23 protein-coding genes are annotated in these 20077 nt (G+C 54.2%); 15 read left to right on the plus strand and 8 right to left on the minus strand.

Annotation, left to right across the window (positions count from 1 at the left end):
- From cyoE to Q0510_RS10995, 7 genes are all read left to right on the plus strand, one after another.
- Complete coding sequence (gene cyoE / locus Q0510_RS10965; protein ID WP_298711166.1) at window positions 1–882, plus strand: heme o synthase; 882 nt, start codon at window positions 1–3, stop codon at window positions 880–882.
- A 4-nt stretch (window positions 883–886) separates the two neighbouring features.
- Complete coding sequence (locus Q0510_RS10970; protein WP_298711167.1) at window positions 887–1450, plus strand: cytochrome c oxidase subunit 3; 564 nt, start codon at window positions 887–889, stop codon at window positions 1448–1450.
- Between the two features lie 57 nt (window positions 1451–1507).
- Complete coding sequence (locus Q0510_RS10975) at window positions 1508–2185, plus strand: cytochrome c oxidase subunit 3 (protein WP_298711170.1); 678 nt, start codon at window positions 1508–1510, stop codon at window positions 2183–2185.
- 58 nt (window positions 2186–2243) lie between these two features.
- The gene (locus Q0510_RS10980) at window positions 2244–2636 is read left to right on the plus strand and encodes a cytochrome C oxidase subunit IV family protein (protein ID WP_298711172.1); all 393 of its coding nucleotides are present in this window, start codon (window positions 2244–2246) and stop codon (window positions 2634–2636) included.
- Between the two features lie 166 nt (window positions 2637–2802).
- On the plus strand, window positions 2803–3456 hold the full coding sequence (locus tag Q0510_RS10985) for an SCO family protein (RefSeq protein ID WP_298711175.1): 654 nt from the start codon (window positions 2803–2805) through the stop codon (window positions 3454–3456).
- A gap of 15 nt (window positions 3457–3471) precedes the next feature.
- Window positions 3472–4044, plus strand: coding sequence for a DUF420 domain-containing protein (locus Q0510_RS10990; RefSeq protein WP_298711178.1), 573 nt, complete (start codon window positions 3472–3474; stop codon window positions 4042–4044).
- 50 nt (window positions 4045–4094) lie between these two features.
- Window positions 4095–4307: a hypothetical protein gene (locus Q0510_RS10995; protein WP_298711180.1), complete on the plus strand. Its 213-nt coding sequence runs from the start codon at window positions 4095–4097 to the stop codon at window positions 4305–4307.
- 16 nt (window positions 4308–4323) lie between these two features.
- On the opposite strand, the gene Q0510_RS11000 is transcribed toward Q0510_RS10995, so the two are convergent.
- The 3 genes from Q0510_RS11000 to meaB form a co-directional block, all read right to left on the minus strand.
- Complete coding sequence (locus tag Q0510_RS11000) at window positions 4324–4935, minus strand: MarR family winged helix-turn-helix transcriptional regulator (protein ID WP_298711182.1); 612 nt, start codon at window positions 4933–4935, stop codon at window positions 4324–4326.
- A 429-nt stretch (window positions 4936–5364) separates the two neighbouring features.
- On the minus strand, window positions 5365–5691 hold the full coding sequence (locus Q0510_RS11005; RefSeq protein WP_298711185.1) for a multidrug efflux SMR transporter: 327 nt from the start codon (window positions 5689–5691) through the stop codon (window positions 5365–5367).
- 177 nt (window positions 5692–5868) lie between these two features.
- Window positions 5869–6768 (minus strand): methylmalonyl Co-A mutase-associated GTPase MeaB, encoded by a 900-nt coding sequence (meaB, locus tag Q0510_RS11010; RefSeq protein ID WP_298711187.1) that lies wholly within the window; start codon window positions 6766–6768, stop codon window positions 5869–5871.
- Between the two features lie 116 nt (window positions 6769–6884).
- Between meaB and Q0510_RS11015 the strand changes: the two genes are divergently transcribed.
- The 6 genes from Q0510_RS11015 to Q0510_RS11040 all read left to right on the plus strand — a co-directional run bounded on the left by Q0510_RS11015 (window position 6885) and on the right by Q0510_RS11040 (window position 11890).
- Window positions 6885–7520, plus strand: coding sequence for an LON peptidase substrate-binding domain-containing protein (locus tag Q0510_RS11015; protein WP_298711190.1), 636 nt, complete (start codon window positions 6885–6887; stop codon window positions 7518–7520).
- Window positions 7521–7529: 9 nt separating this feature from the next.
- Window positions 7530–8273 carry a type III pantothenate kinase gene (locus Q0510_RS11020; RefSeq protein WP_298711192.1) on the plus strand — a complete coding sequence of 248 codons (744 nt, stop codon included), beginning with the start codon at window positions 7530–7532 and terminating at the stop codon, window positions 8271–8273.
- 133 nt (window positions 8274–8406) lie between these two features.
- The gene (locus Q0510_RS11025) at window positions 8407–9558 is read left to right on the plus strand and encodes a hypothetical protein (protein WP_298711195.1); all 1152 of its coding nucleotides are present in this window, start codon (window positions 8407–8409) and stop codon (window positions 9556–9558) included.
- Between the two features lie 4 nt (window positions 9559–9562).
- Window positions 9563–10117, plus strand: coding sequence for an LPS export ABC transporter periplasmic protein LptC (gene lptC / locus Q0510_RS11030; protein WP_298711198.1), 555 nt, complete (start codon window positions 9563–9565; stop codon window positions 10115–10117).
- 196 nt (window positions 10118–10313) lie between these two features.
- Entirely contained in the window at window positions 10314–11303 is a 990-nt protein-coding gene (locus Q0510_RS11035) for an aldo/keto reductase (protein ID WP_298711201.1), read from the plus strand.
- 248 nt (window positions 11304–11551) lie between these two features.
- Window positions 11552–11890 carry a tRNA-binding protein gene (locus Q0510_RS11040; RefSeq protein WP_298711204.1) on the plus strand — a complete coding sequence of 113 codons (339 nt, stop codon included), beginning with the start codon at window positions 11552–11554 and terminating at the stop codon, window positions 11888–11890.
- 652 nt (window positions 11891–12542) lie between these two features.
- On the opposite strand, the gene Q0510_RS11045 is transcribed toward Q0510_RS11040, so the two are convergent.
- The 3 genes from Q0510_RS11045 to lysS all read right to left on the minus strand — a co-directional run bounded on the left by Q0510_RS11045 (window position 12543) and on the right by lysS (window position 16969).
- A complete protein-coding gene (locus tag Q0510_RS11045; RefSeq protein WP_298711206.1) occupies window positions 12543–14669 on the minus strand; it encodes a S9 family peptidase in 2127 nt (708 codons plus the stop codon).
- A 233-nt stretch (window positions 14670–14902) separates the two neighbouring features.
- A complete protein-coding gene (locus Q0510_RS11050; protein ID WP_298711209.1) occupies window positions 14903–15283 on the minus strand; it encodes a hypothetical protein in 381 nt (126 codons plus the stop codon).
- Between the two features lie 147 nt (window positions 15284–15430).
- A complete protein-coding gene (lysS, locus tag Q0510_RS11055; protein WP_298711212.1) occupies window positions 15431–16969 on the minus strand; it encodes a lysine--tRNA ligase in 1539 nt (512 codons plus the stop codon).
- 200 nt (window positions 16970–17169) lie between these two features.
- On the opposite strand from lysS, the gene Q0510_RS11060 reads away from it, so the two are divergent.
- Window positions 17170–17997, plus strand: coding sequence for a universal stress protein (locus tag Q0510_RS11060; protein WP_298711214.1), 828 nt, complete (start codon window positions 17170–17172; stop codon window positions 17995–17997).
- A 25-nt stretch (window positions 17998–18022) separates the two neighbouring features.
- Window positions 18023–18760, plus strand: coding sequence for a DUF4197 domain-containing protein (locus Q0510_RS11065; RefSeq protein WP_298711217.1), 738 nt, complete (start codon window positions 18023–18025; stop codon window positions 18758–18760).
- Between the two features lie 76 nt (window positions 18761–18836).
- On the opposite strand, the gene Q0510_RS11070 is transcribed toward Q0510_RS11065, so the two are convergent.
- Both Q0510_RS11070 and Q0510_RS11075 read right to left on the minus strand, forming a co-directional pair.
- The gene (locus Q0510_RS11070; protein WP_298711220.1) at window positions 18837–19724 is read right to left on the minus strand and encodes a flavin reductase family protein; all 888 of its coding nucleotides are present in this window, start codon (window positions 19722–19724) and stop codon (window positions 18837–18839) included.
- 9 nt (window positions 19725–19733) lie between these two features.
- The coding region (locus Q0510_RS11075) for a fumarylacetoacetate hydrolase family protein (RefSeq protein WP_298711222.1) at window positions 19734–20077 on the minus strand (344 nt) is incomplete at its 5' end.

Below are 20077 nucleotides of genomic sequence, written 5' to 3' on the forward strand. Positions count from 1 at the left end.
TTGTCTTTATCATACGCCATTGCAAGCAGGGTGAAAGATTACTTCATGATGATGAAGTTCACGCTCACCTTTATGGTAGTGTTCTCCTGCGTGGTCGCCTATTTGCTGGTGCCTGGTGTGGAATTTGGCCTGATCAAAGTTCTTTTATTATTTGCCGGCGGCATCCTGGTATCCGGATCCGCCAATATCATCAACCAGATCCTGGAGCGGGAGACGGACAAACTGATGGCGCGCACGGCTGTAAGGCCGCTGCCCGGCGGCAGGGTGTCTGTACCGGAAGCCTGGGTGCTTTGCGCGCTGACCGGCGTGGGGGGCATCGCAATCATGGGCTTCGCTTTCAACTGGCTGTCGGCGGGGTTAAGCCTCTTGTCGCTGGTGCTGTACGGATTCGTATACACCCCGTGGAAGAAGTGGAACTCGCTGGCGGTGCTGGTGGGCGCGGTGCCGGGGGCCTTTCCGATGCTGATCGGGTGGACCGCCGGAGATAACTCGCTGTCCATCGGCGGTTGGTCGCTCTTTGCGATCCAGTTCCTCTGGCAGTTCCCGCACTTCTGGGCGATTGCCTGGGTGGCGCATAAGGATTACACGCGTGCAGGGTTCCGCCTGATGCCTACCGAGGCCGGGCCGGGAAAAATGATCGCCCTGCAGGCTGCGATGTATACCTTACTGCTGATCCCTGCCGGCGTAGCGCCTTACCTGCTGGGGCTGACGGGTTATATTTCCGCGATCGCGGCCATCATCATCGGCGCCTGGTACCTTTCGAAGGCGGTGCAGTTGTACCGCAAGGAAGACGTTGCCTCGGCCCGGAAACTGATGTTTGGATCGTATATTTACCTGGCGGTGATATTGCTGGCACTGTTGTTCGATAAAGTAAAACTGTGAGGAGATGATTACAATGAACGCACCTAAAAATAAGATACACCCGCATAAGTACTCTATGTGGATCGCGATGGCGAGCATCACCATGATGTTCATCGGGTTCACGAGCGCCTATGTGGTGAAACGCTCGCAGGCCAACTGGCTCAGCTTCGACCTGCCGGCGATCTTTTACGTGTCTACCGTACTGATCCTGCTGAGCAGCGGCACCATTTACCTGGCCGGCCGCCAGTTCAAAGCGCGCAACATGGGCGCTTACAAGCAGCTGATCACCCTTACAGCCCTGCTCGGCATTGCCTTCACGGTATGCCAGTTTATCGGCTTCGCGGATATGAAGAACCACGGCCTCGCGCTCGACAGCACGGTGTCGGCCTCCTTCATCTACGCGATCGTTGGCGCACACGTCCTGCACGTCCTCGGCGGCGTTGCGGTACTGCTGGTGATGTTCTTCCGGGCATTCCGCACCCGTGTACGCACTTACAGCTCCGTGCCCATCGAAGTAGCATCCACCTACTGGCACTTTGTGGACGGCCTCTGGATTTACCTGCTGATATTTTTCAGCCTGGCCCGATAATAGAAGAAGAATAGAAAAAGATACTGTTTAGAACCAATAAAATTCACAAATCGTACAATGGATAACGCAGTAACAGCGAACAAAAAATGGTGGAGCGGAGGGTCTTCTCCCTTCAACGTGAGCTATGGCAAACTGATGATGTGGTACTTCCTCATTTCCGATGCCTTCACATTCGGCGCATTGCTGATCGCTTACGGCACACAACGTTTCATGGCCGAAGCATGGCCTGATCCCAACGTCGTATTCCACTCCTTCCCGTTCATGGGCCATGCAGACCTTCCGCTGGTATTCGTGAGCTTGATGACCTTCATCCTGATCATGTCTTCCGTTACCATGGTGCTGGCTGTGAATGCAGGAAAATACATGGACAAGCAGTCCGTCGTGAAATGGCTTTCCTGGACCATCGTTGGCGGTATCATGTTCCTTGGCTGCCAGGCCTGGGAATGGATGCACCTGCACGAAGTAGGCGCCTGGTGGGGGCAGAATCCTTTCCCGAATGCAGACGGAACCGCTCCCATTTCCACCAACTTCACCGACTTCTTCTTCACCATCACCGGCTTCCACGGCCTCCACGTAACTTCCGGCGTAATCCTGAACATCATCGTTCTGGTTAACGTGCTGAAAGGGACCTACGAGCGCCGCGGCCATTACGAAATGGTGGAAAAAGTAGGCCTCTACTGGCACTTTGTAGACCTGGTGTGGGTATTCGTATTCACCTGCTTCTACCTCCTGTAATCCGGGACAAGAATTTTGACTGAACGCATTTTTATAAAGAGAAAAGATTTTAAAGATCATGGCGCATACTCATAACGCATCCGACAGGCAGGCATCCATCAAGAGCATCTGGAGAACATTCTGGATACTCCTGATCGTTACCATGGTGGAAGTAGGGCTGGCATTCCTGCACCTGTATACCGGCTTCCCCGGCAAACTGTTGCTGAACTCCGTATTCATCGGCCTGACCGTCGTGAAGGCTTTCTATATCGTTGCTGAATTCATGCACCTTGGCCATGAAATCAAAAACCTTATCTGGACCATCCTGATGCCGCTGCTGCTGTTCATCTGGTTCATCATCGCCTTCCTTGCAGACGGCGACAGCTGGAAGCATATGCGCAGGAATTCCCCCAGCGCGCCGCTCCCCGCTGAGAAAGTGGCTCCCGCGCACGGTGGTGGCAACCATCACTAACCACTGGTCGTAACACGATACTCGAAAATGTAAAAGTGATGCCGTCATACAGCAACGCTTTTACATTTTCGCTTTTATATCACTTCTAAAATTTACGGTTATCAACAGGAAAGCATTACTCGGCGTAGCACTGGCCATCCTCGTTCCCCTCACAGGGTACCTGATCGTGGACCATTACGGCAAAAATGTCGTGGAAGTGCCGCCGTTTCTCATCGCAGAAAGAGTGGACACCATTGTGAAGGACGGAAAAACCTCCTACGATACCGTCTTCCACCAGGTACAGGATTTCACCCTCACCAACCAGCTCGGCGAACAGGTAAGCCTCAGCCAGCTCGACGGCAAGATCCTCGTCGTGAACTTCTTCTTCACGAGCTGCCCCACTATTTGCCCCACCCTGATCAAGAACCTGAAAAGGGTGCAGGACTCTTACATCAACGCCAAGAACGACACCCTTATCCAGATACTCTCCCTTTCGGTAGATCCCGTGCGCGACTCCGTGCCCGTGCTCAAGCATTATGCAGACACGCGGAACATCGACCCCCGCAACTGGTGGCTCCTCACCGGGGAAAAGAAAGCCATCTATGACCTGGCCAGGTACGAATTCTTCGTGAACGCTCTGGAAGGAAACGGCGGCCCGGATGATTTCATCCACACCGAGAAGTTCGTGGTGATCGACAAGAACCGGTTTATCCGCGGTTATTACAATGGGATGGATACCAGCGACGTGCGCCGTATGGTGAACGATATCGCCATCCTGCACATCGCGAAAGACAAGAAGAAGCCCGGCCTCCTGAAGCGCCTGTTTTCTTCCGCCAACTAACAAACACCTGTGAACATGAATCTGAAGCAAAAGAACCTGAACGTTTTCATCACCATCGTATCCATCGCTATCCCGGTAGTGGTGGCCGTGCTGTTCGTTATCCCGAAGCCCAATGTGGACGCAGGGTTTGATGTGAAGGTGATGCCCTTCTTCCATGCCTGCCTAAATTCCGCCACGGCTGTACTGCTGCTGGCAAGCCTCTTTTTCATCAAGAACGGCCGCCGAAACGCGCACAAATGGGCCAATCTCAGCGCCGTGGGGCTCTCGGTACTGTTCCTCCTGTCGTACGTTACCTACCACTTCCTCACCGATTCCACCAAATTCGGGGATATGGACCATAACGGCGTGGTGGATGCCGCGGAGATCGCGGCGGTAGGGAGCATCCGTTACCTGTATTTCTTTTTGCTGCTCACGCATATCCTGCTGGCCATCGTGATCGTTCCGCTGGTACTGTTCACGCTGCTGCGGGGCTTCCAGTCCGACTGGCCCAGGCACCGCCGCATTGCGCGCATTACCTGGCCGGTTTGGTTCTATGTAGCCATCACCGGCGTGATCGTGTATATCATGATTTCACCTTACTACGCCTGAGCCTGATATAAATCAGGTGCAGGCGCATAAAAATTGCCTAATTTCGGATCGTGAAAAAGATATTCTTTTTGTTGATGACCGCAGCGTTCCTGCTGCCCGGAAGCCAGATAATGGCACAATGCTCCCTTTGCACCAAAACTGCGCAACAGCTGGGCGAAGGTCCGGCCAAAGGCCTTAACAATGGTATCCTGATGCTGGCCGCCGCGCCGCTGGCGCTGGGCCTGTTTTTGGGCTTCCGCTGGTGGAGAAGCCAGCGGACGTAGTAAGCGTGCCCTTATTTTATATGGCTGGTTTCCTGAATTCGGGGCACTCTACCCGCAATTCCGCGGCTTTGAGAATGGCGTTCACGAGGTGGCAATAATGTAATTTCCCTTTCTTTTCGTAAAATCTGCAGTTGTAGCACATCCGCTGCGGCGTGATGATCAGGTTCCTGTTGAGGTCCTGAATGAGGCCCAGCAATTGCTCCAGCATGCCCGCCTGCTTCTCCGCCGGCATGTCCTGCACGGATTCCTGCATGGGCTCGGCAAAGCGTTCCACCCTGCGGGCTACCGTTTTACCTTCGCGGGTCAGGTGCAGGGTATGGCTGCGGCTGTCTTCTTTATCGTCTTTCCTTCTTACAAATCCTTTGGATTCAATGGTCTTGATCGCATCGCTGATCGTCGCTTTCGTCATATTGAAATGCGCGGCGAGGTGGGTGACTGTCTTAAGCTTCTCTGGATAATGAAGGAGGTAAGTCAGGATTTGGACCTGGATGGGGCTGATCCCGTACTGTTTCGCTTCCTGCCAAAGCAACACTCGGAAAGCTTCTGATAGTCTTTCCAGTGCGGCCACCACTTTACTGGCGGTGTTGGTAGCCTGATGCTCCGGGTTGAAGGTGGATTCCTTTCGCATGGTATTGTTTGTAACGCAGTAGTTTTACCTTTTACTAAATTGTTTCTTCTGGCGGGTTTTCACGGGGGGCGTAAAGTACGAAAGTTTTTAAACCGCAGATATCACACTTTCATGGTGATTCACCAGCATTTTGTTTAACGTAAGGAGGCAAACAAAATTGTGATTTTTCCGCCAGCAGAATTGCATCTCTATATTTTGAAATATCTATTCAGTTGAAAAGAAACTTCCGGATAGGGCCGCTGCCAGTCCCGCGCCGGTGATATCCCCTGCACCCCTTCCCCAGGCACTGATGTAACATGTGTGGGATGCGTGTTCATAACGTTGCAGGCGAATTTCTTCACCTGCCTGCTAATTTACAACTATCCGCAACCTTTTCATCAGAAAAGACCTCCCGGCCGAAATAAAAAAAAGAGGCACGGGGCCTCTTTGCTAATGCGCTTCGGAAACGAATTTCAGACCGATGATCGACCCGATCAGCATGACCAGGAACAACAGCCGCATCGCCGTTGCCGGCTCTTTGAAGATGAGCATGCCCGCGATGGCGGTACCCGCCGCACCGATGCCCGTCCACACCGCATAAGCAGTGCCTATCGGCAAACCGTTGTTGATCGCTTTATTGAGCAGGAAAAAGCTCAGTGAAATACAAATAACGAACGATACCGAGGGCCAGAGCTTCGAAAAATTCTCGGAATACTTCAGCGAAATGGTAAAGCCGATCTCAAAAAGACCGCCCAGCACCAGGAATAACCAAGCCATAACAATGCTTTGTTTTAGATGATGAGAAAAAATATTACAGAAATGTGAATGTGAAAAGGGGCGCGCGCAGCATCATCCGCCGTAATTGAACACGGCGTAAGTAAAGAAAAGACGGAATACTCTTGTGCGGGTAAACATGTCTGCGCTTACGTTGTTTGGCGCAAAGATAACTTTTTTTCAGGCATAGCGGTGAATGATCCGGTAGATGTTGAACCCGGGCTCATCCATATGCCGGCGGATCTCTTCCAGCAGGCCTTTTCGATCCACCAGCCGCATCCTTTTATACTGGATCAATTGCCAGGCCTTTTCGGCCAGCAGCAAGGATTTCCGCTCGCGGTTCTCGTGAATGTGATCGCGGTGCTGATCGAGTGCCGCCACCAGCTCACCGATCCCTTCGCCCCGGAAAGCCACGGTCTTGATCACGGGTGTTTCCCATCCTGTAGTACGCCGCGAATGGGCCAGCAGGCGCAGGTTGCGGACAAACTCATCGGCCTTGGGGCGGTCCGATTTGTTTACGGCGAAGATAGCCGCGATCTCCATGAGCCCGGCTTTCATGGTCTGTATCTCGTCTCCCGCTTCCGGCACCACCACCACCACGGTCGTGTCCGCGATGCCGGCGATCTCCACTTCGCTCTGCCCAACACCCACCGTTTCGATGAACAGGTAATCGTACCCCGCGGCTTTGATGAGGTCTGCCGTTTCGAGGATCTTGGGGCTGAGCCCGCCCAGCGCCCCGCGGCTCGCCATGGAACGGATAAATACGTTGGGATCGGAGAAGTGCGACGACATGCGGATACGGTCGCCCAGCAGCGCGCCGAAATTAAAGGGCGACGAGGGGTCTACCGCGATCACGGCTACACGTTGTTGCTGTTGGAGCAACGCGGTGATAAGGGCGTTGACCAGCGTGCTCTTCCCGGCGCCCGGAGGACCGGTAATTCCCACCACGCGGGTGCCTGCACGCGCCGGAAGCGATTCCAGCAACTGCTCATATCCGGGAGCTTCGTTCTCCACCAGGGAAATGCTCCGGGCCAGGGCTCTGGCGTCTCCCGAAAGGAGCCGGTCAAGTAATGCAGACATGCAACAAATGTATTGATGATTTTTCACTTCCGGAAAACAGCCGCGCCCCCGCAGCACCGCCAATTTTTCACCGGAAAATCGTAACTTAAAACAGGTGATAGAACCGAAACCTTACTATGACGAACTTTATTCCAATATTTCCCCTCGGCATCGTTGTTTACCCGGGCGAGATGCTCAACCTGCACATATTCGAACCGCGGTACAAGCAAATGATAGACGAATGCATCCGCGAAGGCAAACCATTCGGCATTCCAGCCGTGATCGAGAGAAAAGTCAATGAATACGGCACGCTGGTGGAAGTAGCGCAGGTCGAGAAAACGTACGACAACGGTGAGATCGATGTGCGGACGCGCGGGCTCAAAGTATTCCGTATCCTGGAAGTCATCCGCGATGTGCCCGAAAAGCTCTATGCCGGCGCTATCGTCAATTACCCCGATAATCACGACCGGACCAGCGACAAGCTGCGCGAGCAGGTGCTGGCGGCGGTGCGGGAGCTGCATCATATTTTGCAGGTCTCCAAGCAATTCCCGGTGGAAGACCATCGCCTGCGCGCATACGACATTGCGCATCATGCGGGGTTGTCGCTGGAGGAAGAATATGAAATGCTCCATCTTTTCCAGGAAATGCAGCGCCTGGAATACCTCAAACGCCACCTGAGCAAGGTGATCCCGCTCATGACGGAGATGGAGCGGCTGAAGGACCGGGTGAAACTGAACGGTCACTTCCGGGATTTATCCGTGGATAATTTTTAACTTGGCGCCATGATCGGCCCGATTTTATGTTTCGACCTGGGCAATACCCGGTTGAAGTGCGGCATTATGCAAGGCGGAGCGCTGTTGGAAGAGCGGTTTTTCAGCGAAGCGGCATTATTGCCGGAAGTGGAGGCGTTGGTGGCGGAATACCGTCCGGTAGCCGCCATACTTTCGTCGGTGATTGAGCATCCGGCGGCGCTGGAAGCTTTGCTGGCCCGGGAAACGCGGTTCATTCCATTGCGGCACGATACGCCGTTGCCGGTGAAGGTCGTGTACGAAAAACCCGAGACCCTGGGCGTCGACAGGATCGCGCTGGCCGCCGGGGCGGCGGAAATGTTCCCTGGTTCCCACAATCTCATTATCGGCGCGGGATCGGCCATTACCTACAATTTCGTGAACAAGAAAGGCGAATTCATGGGAGGGGGCATCAGCCCGGGGATCGACATGCGGTTCCGGGCACTGCATGCTTTCACCGATAAATTACCGCTTGTGCCAAAGGAAGCACATTATAGTTTTGTGGGATATAATACCCGCCAAAGTATCCTCAGCGGAGTGCTGGAAGGCGCGCTGGCGGAGGTTGACGGCATGATCAGATCCTATGCCGCGAGGTACCGGAACTTTAACGTGCTTTTAACAGGGGGGATTTTGGTTTTTTTTGCTTCCCGCCTTAAAAATAAGATATTTGCAAGCCCGTATTTAATGTATAAAGGTTTAAATTCAATCGCTGCACTCAATGTATTGGACAAAAGCTAGCTTTTTTTGCCTGGCAGGCGTTGCTTTGCTATCCGCGAATCGCGCATCTGCACAGGATAACTCACCGTACTCCCGCTTCGGCTTAGGCGAAGTTTCCCGTTCGGAAAACGCCGTCAACCTTGGAATGGGAGGCGTGGCTCAGGCATATGGCGATGCCCAGTCCATCAACTTCGTCAATCCCGCCAGCTATTCCCGGCTTCAGTTAGTGACCTTCGACGTAGGCGTCCATGGCGGCTCCCGCAGGCTCACTTCTAAAGACGCGAGCTCCAGCGCCGGGTTCGGGACCCTCAGTTACCTCCAGCTGGGCATGCCGCTCAGCCCGAAATGGGGCCTCAACATCGGTATCCGCCCACTCACCCGCGTGAATTACAACATCGCCGTTCCCGAAGAAAGAACTTTCTTCGATACCCTCAAGGTGAACACCGTTAACCAGTTCGAAGGTTCCGGCGGCATTTACCAGGCTTATGTGGGCTCCGGTATCGGCTTTGGCGGTTTCAGCGTGGGCGTTAACGTCGGATATATCTTCGGCAACGTCACCAATACCACCCGCATCGTATTCCCCACGGCCGAACCGCTGGACGCCATCACCCCCTCCAGCGACATGAAGCGCACCAGCTACGGTTCCTTCTTCTACACCGTGGGCCTCCAGCAGATCGTGAAACTTGGCAACGAGATGACCCTGCAGTTCGGTGTTACCGGCAGCATGGAGCAAAAACTCTCCGCCAAACGCGAACGCCTCCAATCCACCCTCAACTACGACGCTTCGTCCGACGAATTCTATACCCGCGACACCGTTAAATACACCACCGGCGAACGCGGCGATCTCATCTACCCCCAGTCCCTGGGCGGTGGCCTGATGATCTCCAAATCGGATAAATTCGCCTTCGGCGCCGATTATAACACCTCCAAATGGAGCAAATTCCGCAACTTCGGCGCGGTAGACTCCACGCAGGACTCCTGGCGCATGAGCGTAGGCGGACAATTCGTTCCCAACGCACAGGCATTCTCCGGCTACTGGAACAGGGTGACCTACCGCCTCGGTGGTTACTTCGGCAAGGATTATATCAAACTGGACGGCCGCGAGATGAATACCCTCGGCTTCTCCGTGGGCGCCGGCTTCCCCGTAAGAAGGATCATGCCCGCCATGAACCAGTTCACGATGATCAACGCCGCCTTCGAAGTGGGCTCCCGCGGCAACGTGGAACAGCTCCGCGAAACATATTACCGCCTCACGCTGGGCTTTACCCTCAGCGACCGCTGGTTCATCAAGGCCAAATACGACTAACCGTTTGAAACGAATCCTCGCATACGGCACCCTCGCATGCCTGGCCCTGGCCGGGTGTGAAAACGATATGAACGCCGTTGCCGCTTTCGATACCAAAAAACTGGGCGTGGAACAGGCCTTCGATGTGGAAACCATCGTCAGCCAGTCGGCCACCGTGAAAGGCGTGCTCACTTCTCCATACATGGAAAGACATGTGTCGCACCCCCCGCATACCGATTTCCCGAAAACCCTGCAGGTGATCTTCTACGACAGCACCGCCCGCAAAGAAAGCATCCTGACCGCCAATTTCGGCCGCCTCGATGAAGGGAATAACGACATCTACCTGCGCGACTCCGTGGTATTTATCAGCCTCACCACCGCCCAGCGCCTCGATTGCAAAGACCTCCGCTGGGATTCCAAGTCGGCCCAGTTCATCACCGACCGGTTCTGCCGCCTCGCTACGCCTACGGATACACTCTACGGCCAGGGATTCCGCGCCAACCAGGATTTCAGCCGGACGGAGTTCGTACATGTTTACGGCACCTTCGCGCCGCCAGACAGCACCTTCTCCCTCGAATAGCAGATAATTCAGAAGTTACCATAACAAAAGAACCCGGTCATGTGACCGGGTTCTTTTGCTTTAACCTAATTGTTTGTACGATCTGGAAAGATCTAACGCTATTTTTTAACCTAAAATTTCCTGCGCCTATAGTTCCAACAACCATGCCAAAGTGTTATTTTACTCCCCTCACGAAAAACCCGTAAAATCATAACTCATGGAATACAGAAGATTAGGCAAATCCGGCCTGCAGATCAGCACCCTGTCGTATGGGAGCTGGGTTACTTTCCATTCACAGATCGACGATACCCTGGGCGACCGCCTCATGGGACTGGCTTACGACAACGGCATCAACTTCTTCGATAACGCCGAAATCTACGCCCTCGGCGAATCCGAGAAAATGATGGGGCGCGTCCTGAAAAACAAGAAATGGGACCGGACGTCGTATATCGTTTCCAGCAAAGCCTACTTCGGGTGGCGCGGCACCGAAAACAAACCCAACCAGACCGGCCTGAGCCGCAAGCACCTGGTGGAAGCCTGTCACGAAGCGCTGCAACGCATGCAGCTGGACTACCTGGATATTTATTACTGTCACCGTCCCGACCGGAATGTGCCGATCGAGGAGGTGGTATGGACGATGACCCACCTCATCCAGCAGGGCAAGATCCTGTATTGGGGCACTTCGGAGTGGACGGCCGCCGAGATCATGGAGGCACATATGGTGGCGCGGCAATACAACCTGATCGGGCCGGTAGTGGAGCAGCCGGAATACAACCTGTTCCGCCGGGAGAAGCTGGAGCTGGAATACCTGCCCGTGTTTAGCAGTGTGGGGCTGGGCACCACGATTTTCAGTCCGCTGGCGTCGGGGATACTGACCGGGAAGTATAACAACGGTGTGCCCGAGGGTTCCCGGCTCAGCCTGGAAGGCTACGAATGGCTCCGCAACCGCAACCTGCTGGACGCCAATATCGCCAAGGTGAAACAGCTGGAGAAGGTGGCTAAAGACCTGGGCACTACGCTGGCGATCCTGGCCGTGGCCTGGACGATCCGGAACCCGAACGTGTCCAGCACGATCCTGGGGGCAACGAAGGAAGCGCAGCTGACGGAAACGCTCAAAGCCCTGGAGGTGTACCCGCTGCTGACACCGGAGATCATGAAGGAGATCGATACCATTATGGGCAACGCTCCGATGGCGATCAGGCATTAAAGGGTGACTGCAACTACGTTAAATTGGTGTTAATAGACATTATTTCTATGCGTTTACGAGGCAAAATCTTGCGTTTACGAAATGCCAGGTCCTGGAATGGCCGACACAAGTATCTTTGTATTGGTTTTTCATAGGATATGGTTAAAAATATTGTGGGCGGTATTCTTACCGCCCAATTTTTTTTGATCTCCCCCAAAGCATTTATCTTCCGCTTTTTCTCTAACCCATCTTTCTCAAATCCATACAACATGGACACAATTACCTGGCATGACTTCGAAAAGGTGCAGATGTATGTGGGCACCATTCTTTCCGCAACTGTTTTCGAAAAGGCGCGAAATCCCGCTTACCAGCTGGAAATCGACTTTGGCCCCGAGATCGGTATCCGGAAATCTTCCGCACAGATCACGCAATTATATGCAACCGCGGATCTTCCCGGCAAACAAGTGGTCGCGGTCGTGAATTTTCCCGTCAAGCAAATCGCTAATTTCTTCTCGGAATGCCTTGTACTGGGCGTTGTGGGGGAAGGAAAGGAAATCGTATTACTGCAACCCGACCGCCCCGTGAAAAACGGCCACAGGATTGCATAGTAATAAAAATATTAATATGAGAAAAAACTTAATGTAATAAGAAAAAGACGGTTTTCCGCGCTTCACGAACTAAAACCATGCGTTCACGGAAATGCACTTGCCAAGGAAAATTCCCGCCCTATCTTTGACTTAGGTTTTTCATAGGATATGGTTAAAATTATTACAAGGGCGGTATTCTTACCGCCTTTTTTCTTTTCCCAGCCTGCCTTTCACGGGAATTTCCCCGTTACAACATCATATATAAATTTTCACTACTGATTATTGCGCCGGTTCCCGGCAATGCATTTTCCCGCTCACTGCTTCCATCGTTCAGGGGAGTTTTCTATACGTTTACTGGAAATATTATAGCGTTCGCTAGTTTGCAGATGCGAGATGTTTCTAAATTATGGAAATTTGTAACAGGTTTTTCAATAAAGATATGGTTAAAATTTTTCGGGGCTGTATTCTTGCAGCCCTGTTTTTTTGCCCTTAACCGAAGCAAACCTCCTTCTTCCCCACACACTTCTTTCCCGATTTCAATTTCAACAACAATACATTATCGCCTTCCTCAACCGGCGTTCACTTTTCCATACCACCACCCGTATCAACGGCAAAGGCCGTCACATGCGTGTGAGACGGCCTTTGTTGCCTGGCGGTATATTAACTCCTCAAATTAGTTGGTGCCCTTAAAAAGCGCCGGAAGCGGCTTTTGCAGGAGGTTTTGATAGAAGAACCGGTAATTCTCGTTGCGCGAGTGCGTGGACTTCGGTCCGCCCCAGCCATGGCGCTCGCCGGGATACACCATGAACTCGAAATGCTTCCCGAGATCTTCCAGCTTATCCACCAGCTGGATAGAATTCTGCATATGCACATTGTCGTCCATCGTACCATGCACGATCCGGAGCAGGCCTTTCAGCTTGTTCGCATGCGTCATAACAGAAGTTATCTTGTAGCCTTCCGGATTGTCTTTCGGGAGGTCCATGTAGCGCTCGGTGTAATGGCTGTCGTACAGCGCCCAGTCGGTAACGCTGAAATTCGCGATGCCGTGGGTGAATACATCCGCACCATAAGTCAGCGCCATGGCCGACATGTAGCCACCAAAGCTGCCGCCGGTGATCCCCATGCGGGAAGCGTCTACACCGGGTTGGGTAGCCAGCCAGCGGGCGGCATCCATATAATCCTCGATTTCATACTTGCCGAGCTGGCGGTGGATGTAATTCATGCCCGCCTTGCCGAGGTGCCCTGCTGCGCGATTGTCGATCACCACCTGGATGAGGCCTTCCTGCGCGAACCATTGCGCCGGCATGTTGGGTTTCCAGGTGTCGTAGATCGTTCCGGCATCCGGACCGCCATAAATGGAAATCAGCACCGGGTACTTTTTCCCGGCTTCCATATCGAAAGGCCAGATGATGGTGACCGGCAGCACCAGCCCGTCGCGGGTGGTGTAGGTTTTCATTTCGGTAGGCGCCAGGCGGTAGCTGTCGTATGCAGTGCCGCGGGCGTTGCCAAGCTCGCGGGCTACTTTCCCTTTGTCGGATACGAGGGCCATGCGCGGCGGGGTGTTGAGATTGCTGTAAGTGGTGATGAACCAGTCGCCCCCGGGCGCCAGGATCACATTATGGCTGAAGTCGCCAAAAGTGAGGCGTTGCGGCGCACCGCCTTTCAGGTCGGCTTTATACAGGTCGTAACGGGTCGTTGCTTCCTTGCGGGCGGTGAAGTAGATCGCGCCTTTCTTTTCATTGATCTGCAACAGCTCCTTTACGCGCCAGTTGCCGTTGGTCAGCTGCTTGTTGAGGCTGCCGTCCATGTTATGGTGATACAGGTGGTCCCAGCCGGACCGGTCGCTTTTTACGATAAATCCTTTGTTGTTGGACAGGAAGTAGATATCGGTGAACCAGTCGATCCATGTTTTCTGTTCTTCTTTATACACCACTTTCTTGGCCCCGGTCTGGGTGTCGATGGCGTACAGGAAGAGCTGGTTTTGGTCGCGGGGCATCCACTGGGCCCAGAGCGCGCTGCCGTCGGGCGTCCAGAAGGGCTGGCCGAAGTACTGGTCGTCTTTTTCATTGAAATCGGCCCAGGTGATGTTGCCGCCGGTTACGGGCACGATGGCCAGGCGTACTTCCGGGTTGGGGTCACCGGCTTTCGGGTAGCGCGTGTTCTCGAGGTAACCGTGCTGGCCTTTTTCGCTGTATATGGGGAACACGGGGACGCGGGAATCGTCGAACCGCATGAAAGCGATCTTCCGGCTGTCGGGGCTCCACCAGAATGCGCGGTAGCGCGAGGGGCGGCCCAGGATTTCTTCGTAATACACCCAGGAAGCCCAGCCGTTGTAAATCACGTCGGACCCGTCCGTGGTGTACTGGATTTCTTTCTGCGTGGCTACTTCGATGGCGAACAGGTTATTGTTGCGCGTGAAAGCGACATATTTTTCGTCGGGCGAAAGCGTTGGGTTCTTTTCCTCGGCTTCTGTCGTGGTGAGGCGGATGGGCGCGCTGCCGTCGGGGCGCTGGAGATAGATATCGTTATCCTTCAGGCTTACGGTGTTGCCGGTAGCCGGAGGCGGCGTGTAAGGCGTGGCGCTGCCGGATTTTACGTCTACCTGCACCTGTTTGCCGTTCCGCATTTCGATGTAATGCGTTTTGTCGGCCCAGGCTCTTACGCCGGGCAGCGGTTCGGTGATGGAAACGGGTTTTGTAAAGATCTGGTCGAAGGTGAGCGTTTTCTTCTCCTGGGCGAAAGTTGGCAAAGCGGCCAGGATACACAGGCCGGTGGTCCATGCCGGAATGGACTTATGCATATTTCTCATAATTTTTGACAGGTTGAAAGCCGGGATTTCCGGTCCGGAGCGAAAATAAAGATCAATTATCAATTATGACAATCAATTATACCGGCGGTTTACGGAAAGCGACCGGATATACGGCGGGAGCGCTCGTCCGTGAAATGGAATCGCCTTACGGTATGCGGGTCGCGTAACTTACCGTATGGTTTTTCATAGGATATGGTCCATCAGGCAACGGGCCGGTAATGTGTCTACAGCTGGCCCAGTTGCCTGATATGATTCCTGATGTTGCCGATGGTGATGGCGGCGGCGGCGAAGCCGAGATCCTTGAGGATATTGACGGGGGCGGAGAAGTCGCCCCGGATGAGCCCCGGCACATGGATCACCACGATGAAGACGAAGAGCATGAGCGCGAGCAGGTAGCAGGCGGGCTTAGCCCATTTGTTGAGAATGATGGCCAAACCAGCCAGGAACATGGCCGCCCCTGTGAAATACACCCAGAAGACGCCCCCGGGGATCCCGGCTACCACGGGCCTGAGGGCCTCAGCGTTCACCAGGTGGGCAATTCCGAAAAACATCCATACGAGCGAAAATACAACGACGGCAGCGAATGTTGGTATGTGGATACGCATGAGCAAAAGGGTTTACATGTTAACGACGCCGCCCGGCTTTTGTTCAACGGAACCGAACCTGCTTGTAATACTGTCCCTTTTTTGGATAACCCCGAATAAAAAAGCCCGGCACCATTGGTGCCGGGCTTGCTATTGAAAATCATTCGTTTATTCCGCGGTTTGTTGCTTTTCGGGCCGCATCTGCGGGAAAAACAGCACGTCCTGGATGGAAGGCTGGTTGGTCATGAGCATCGTCAGCCGGTCGATCCCGATCCCGATCCCGGAGGTTGGGGGCATCCCGTATTCCAGGGCGCGGAGGAAGTCATAGTCGATGTACATGGCCTCGTCGTCTCCGCGTTCCATGAGCGCCACCTGGTCTTCAAAGCGCTGGCGCTGGTCGATGGGGTCGTTGAGCTCGGAGTAGGCGTTGGCGATCTCCTTGCCGTTGCAGATCAGCTCAAAGCGTTCCACCACGCCGGGTTTGCTGCGGTGCTTCTTGGTGAGGGGGCTCATCTCCACAGGATAATCGGTGATGAAAGTGGGCTGCACGTAGTGGTGCTCGCACTTCTCGCCGAAGATCTCGTCGATCAGCTTGCCTTTGCCATGATTGGGCTCCGCGTGGATGCCGAGTTGTTTGCACACTTCCCGGATACCGGCTTCGTCCATTTCAGACACATCGAAGCCGGTGTGTTCCTTAATGGCGTCGTAGATGGGTACGCGGGGGTAGGGCGCCTTGAAGTCGATCTCCCTTTCACCCACGGTTGCTTTCGTAGTTCCGTTCACGTTAAGCGCCACTTTTTCAAGCAGCTGCTCGGTGGTGTCCATCATCCAGTGGTAATCCTTGTACGCGGCGTACATTTCCATCACGGTGAATTCGGGGTTGTGGGTGCGGTCCATGCCCTCGTTCCGGAAATCTTTCGCGAATTCGTACACGCCTTCAAATCCGCCTACGATGAGCCTTTTCAGGTACAATTCGTTGGCGATGCGCAGGTACAGCGGCATATCGAGCGCATTGTGGTGCGTGATGAAGGGGCGCGCGGCGGCGCCGCCGGGGATGGCTTGCAGGATGGGCGTTTCCACCTCCAGGTATCCCATGTCGTTATAGAAATCCCGGATCGTCTTCATCAAACGGGTGCGCTTGGTGAACACTTCCTTCACGTCCGGATTGATCACCAGGTCGGCATACCGCTGGCGGTATTTGAACTCGGGATCGGTTACCTCGTCGAACGTTTCGCCGTCTTTGGATTTCACCACGGGCAAGGGGCGGAGCGCCTTGGCCAGGATGGTCAGTTCGCGGACGTGGATGGAGGTTTCGCCGGTTTTGGTGACGAAAGCATAGCCCTTCACGCCGATGAAATCACCGAAATCGGACAGTTTCTTCCAAACGGTGTCGTACAGCGACTTATCTTCTCCGGGACAGATATCGTCCCGCTTTATATAAAGTTGGATCCTACCCTTGCTGTCCTGCAAAACGGCGAAATTCGCCTTGCCCATATCGCGGGTGCTCATAATACGGCCGGCCAGGCACACGTCCTGGTACTGGTCTTTCGTTTCCTCCGAATAACCGGCCTTAATGTCTGTGGAATACGCGTTAACCGGGTATTCTGCGGCGGGATACGGATCGATCCCCAGGTTCTGCAGCTCTTTCAGCTTGTCGCGGCGGATGATTTCCTGTTCCGACAGCTGTTGTTGGGTAGTTACGCTCATTGTCGTGAATAATACTGTTTTGAGGGGGAATGGATATCCCCCGGCATTACGAGACCGCAAAAATAATCGATTTCGGCCGCATTTGGGGAATGTTGTCCGGGAGGCCCCGCATGGCGTGTTTTTTTAATTTATTTATGATTTCGGGTCAGGCATTGGTGCGGTTATTGCGTAACTTTAAGGCGGATAAAAACTGACCCGGCATGAAAACCATCATCGTTCCAACGGATTTTTCTGAAACGGCTTACAACGCAGCCCGGTATGCGATCGGGCTTGCCCAACAGGCAGGCGCTACCCGCATCGTGCTGTATCACGCATATGAGCTCATCGTTCCCATCCCCGACCTTCCTACGGCCGTGCCCATCGTGAATATGGACGACCTCCGGGAATCGAGCATGGAGGGCCTCCGGAATATGCAGGCCCAGCTCCGGCCCATGCTGCCCGCGCACATCACCCTCGACATCCGTGCCGATAACCATCTCCTCGCGGCCAATATCGACCAGGTGTGCCGGGAAGAACTGGCGGATGTAGTGGTAATGGGCATCACCGGCGGCAGCCAGCTCGAAGAAATCCTCGTTGGATCCAATACGGTAGACGTAGTGAAATCCTCCGCCTACCCGGTGATCGTGGTGCCCAAACAGGCTGCCTTCAACCCGATCCAGAAAGTCCTCGTCGCCTGCGACCTCCGCAAAGTGGCCAAAACCACCCGCAAGGCGCCGCTCATGAAGTTCCTCGAGCTCTTTAAACCGGAACTGCACGTCGTGAACATCCAGAAAGAAGGGCGCGAGCACATCCGCCCGGAAGAAAACCAGGAGCTCGACAACATGTTGCACGACTTCAACCCGCAATACCATTTCATCGACCGGCCCAATATCCCGGAAGCGGTAACGGAATTCGCGCAGGCCGAAAAAGCCGACCTGCTGCTGATCATCCCGAAAAAGCACGGTCTTTTCGACAGCATATTCAAACGCAGCAATACTTCGCGGATCGCGTTCCACACGAACGTTCCGCTGTTATCCATCCATGAATGATCTCCCTGTACAAAACAACAGCATCATGTTAAAACGAACCATCCTTATCGCGGCTGGCGCACTCGTGCTCCATACCTCCGCCAACGCCCAGATCCTTAAAAAAGTGGGCAGCGTACTCAATTCCGGCAGCACCTCCGCCACCGGCGCCAATGTAACCGAAGGCGAAGCCGCCGGCGGTATCAAGGAAGCTTTGGAGAAAGGCGTCCTCAAAGGCATCGGCCTGCTCAACAAGCAAGACGGATTCTTTGGCAACGAACTCTATAAAGTCCTCCTTCCGCCCGATGCACTGAAAGCAGAAAAAGCTCTCCGCAGCATCGGCATGGGCAGCCTGGTCGATAAAGCCATCCTGCAAATCAACCGCTCCGCGGAAAACGCCGTAGGATTCGCCGCGCCGATCTTCGTCAACGCCATCAAACAAATGACCATCACCGACGCGATGAAGCTGCTGACGGGCGGACAAAACTCCGCTACCAACTTCTTCAAGGAGAAAACCACTGCCAGCCTCGTGGCGGCATTCTCCCCCGTGATCGATTCGGCACTGAACCAAACCGCCGCCACCAAATACTACGGTGAGATCGTGACCAAATATAACAGCCTCCCCACTTCCTTTACCAAACTCGACCCGGACCTGAAAGGCTACGTGACCAACAAGGCCGTGGGCGCCCTGTTCGACCAGATCGGGAAGGAAGAAGCCGCTATCCGCAACAACCCCGCGGCCCGTACTTCGGAACTGCTGAAGAAAGTGTTCGGCGGAAAATCATAATCACCACCAACGGCTATACACGAAAAGCGGTCCGGATGTTACCCGGACCGCTTTTTTATTTTCAATGAAAACCTTGTCAGTGGAGGTTTCCCGCCAGCAATACCTGCCAGGCTTCGTTCACTTTATGGGAATCGAGGAGCTGTTTGGCATAGCGGTGCAGTTCTTTTTCCATTTCTTCGGGATTGATGGAAAAGTACTGGATGATGTTGGTGAGGTGCTCGTCGGTAAACGCGGGGTCTACGGAGGGGAGGGCTTCCACGTTGCCGAGCTGGCCGAGGTTGTTACCGGTCAGGATGTGGCTATTGCGGATCGTAGCCGGCAGCGCATCCACGCCTATGCCCAATTGCGTGTTGGGTTTGGCTACTTCGAAGACCGCCGTTCCGGAGGCCCTGCAGTAAAAATCGCCGCCCATGCGGGCTACGAGGTCTATTTTCTGCGGATCGATCCTGCCGTTGCTATCGAGGATGTTTTCGTTGACATGCAGGAGCACGGGCTCGCAAATCACGAGGTTGCCGGCGCCGCCGCCGGAGCCGGTTTCGATGATATCTCTCACCCTGCACTCCATCTGCACGGGGCTTTCGGCCACGCGGAAAGGCTTTACCTTTTCGGAAGGCAGCGGTGTGAAGCCCGCTTTCACGAACTCATCGGTGCCGCGGGGATATTCGCAGCTGGAAAGGGAGGTTTGCTGCACCATGGCGTAGCTCACGACGTTGATGACTACTTCTTTGGTGGCATAGATATTTTCCAGCGTGTGTTTGACGGTATTGTCGCGGACGCGGCGTGATGGGGAAAAGACCAGCGTGGGCGGGTTGGAGCCGAATACGTTGAAAAAGCTGAAGGGCGAAAGGTTGGGCAGGCCTTCGGCATCCACGGTACTGGCAAAGCAGATGGGCCGCGGCGCCACCGCACCCAGGAGGTACGCGTGGAGCGCGGAGGTTTTTACTTCCGAGGGATCTACTCTCATGCCTTCCGGTTATATGTTTTTCTTGTTGGCAAGAATGGAAAAATCAGTTTCTTCCGCCACGATGGTATTCGTCAATTTGCCCAGCCCGTCGATTTCCATCTCCACCACGTCGCCGGCTTTCAGCCATTGCTCGGGGTAGTTGGGATCATTGAGTTTACCGGTTCCGTTCAGTTCCAGGAAGCAGCCGGTGCCTACGGTGCCGGAGCCGATTACGTCGCCGGGCAGGATGTCTGCACCATATGCGCAGCGCTCTACGATCTCCGCGAACGTCCAGTCCATATCGCCCATATTGCCTTCGCTTACCTGAATACCATTTACTTCCCTCGGGGAATGCAAAAGATAATCAATGTGTA

Source organism: uncultured Chitinophaga sp. (assembly GCF_937874145.1).
In the GTDB taxonomy this organism is placed as follows: domain Bacteria; phylum Bacteroidota; class Bacteroidia; order Chitinophagales; family Chitinophagaceae; genus Chitinophaga.

Coding starts and splice junctions, on each gene's coding strand:
- Q0510_RS11060 (WP_298711214.1), top strand. CDS start 17,170: ATGAAAACCATCATCGTTCCAACGGATTTTTCTGAAACGGCTTACAAC.
- Q0510_RS11005 (WP_298711185.1), bottom strand. CDS start 5,691: ATGGCTTGGTTATTCCTGGTGCTGGGCGGTCTTTTTGAGATCGGCTTT.
- meaB (WP_298711187.1), bottom strand. CDS start 6,768: ATGTCTGCATTACTTGACCGGCTCCTTTCGGGAGACGCCAGAGCCCTG.
- Q0510_RS11040 (WP_298711204.1), top strand. CDS start 11,552: ATGGACACAATTACCTGGCATGACTTCGAAAAGGTGCAGATGTATGTG.
- Q0510_RS11050 (WP_298711209.1), bottom strand. CDS start 15,283: ATGCGTATCCACATACCAACATTCGCTGCCGTCGTTGTATTTTCGCTC.
- Q0510_RS10990 (WP_298711178.1), top strand. CDS start 3,472: ATGAATCTGAAGCAAAAGAACCTGAACGTTTTCATCACCATCGTATCC.
- Q0510_RS10975 (WP_298711170.1), top strand. CDS start 1,508: ATGGATAACGCAGTAACAGCGAACAAAAAATGGTGGAGCGGAGGGTCT.
- Q0510_RS10970 (WP_298711167.1), top strand. CDS start 887: ATGATTACAATGAACGCACCTAAAAATAAGATACACCCGCATAAGTAC.
- lysS (WP_298711212.1), bottom strand. CDS start 16,969: ATGAGCGTAACTACCCAACAACAGCTGTCGGAACAGGAAATCATCCGC.
- Q0510_RS11065 (WP_298711217.1), top strand. CDS start 18,023: ATGTTAAAACGAACCATCCTTATCGCGGCTGGCGCACTCGTGCTCCAT.
- Q0510_RS11035 (WP_298711201.1), top strand. CDS start 10,314: ATGGAATACAGAAGATTAGGCAAATCCGGCCTGCAGATCAGCACCCTG.
- Q0510_RS11045 (WP_298711206.1), bottom strand. CDS start 14,669: ATGCATAAGTCCATTCCGGCATGGACCACCGGCCTGTGTATCCTGGCC.
- Q0510_RS11015 (WP_298711190.1), top strand. CDS start 6,885: ATGACGAACTTTATTCCAATATTTCCCCTCGGCATCGTTGTTTACCCG.
- Q0510_RS11020 (WP_298711192.1), top strand. CDS start 7,530: ATGATCGGCCCGATTTTATGTTTCGACCTGGGCAATACCCGGTTGAAG.
- Q0510_RS11000 (WP_298711182.1), bottom strand. CDS start 4,935: ATGCGAAAGGAATCCACCTTCAACCCGGAGCATCAGGCTACCAACACC.
- Q0510_RS10980 (WP_298711172.1), top strand. CDS start 2,244: ATGGCGCATACTCATAACGCATCCGACAGGCAGGCATCCATCAAGAGC.
- Q0510_RS11070 (WP_298711220.1), bottom strand. CDS start 19,724: ATGAGAGTAGATCCCTCGGAAGTAAAAACCTCCGCGCTCCACGCGTAC.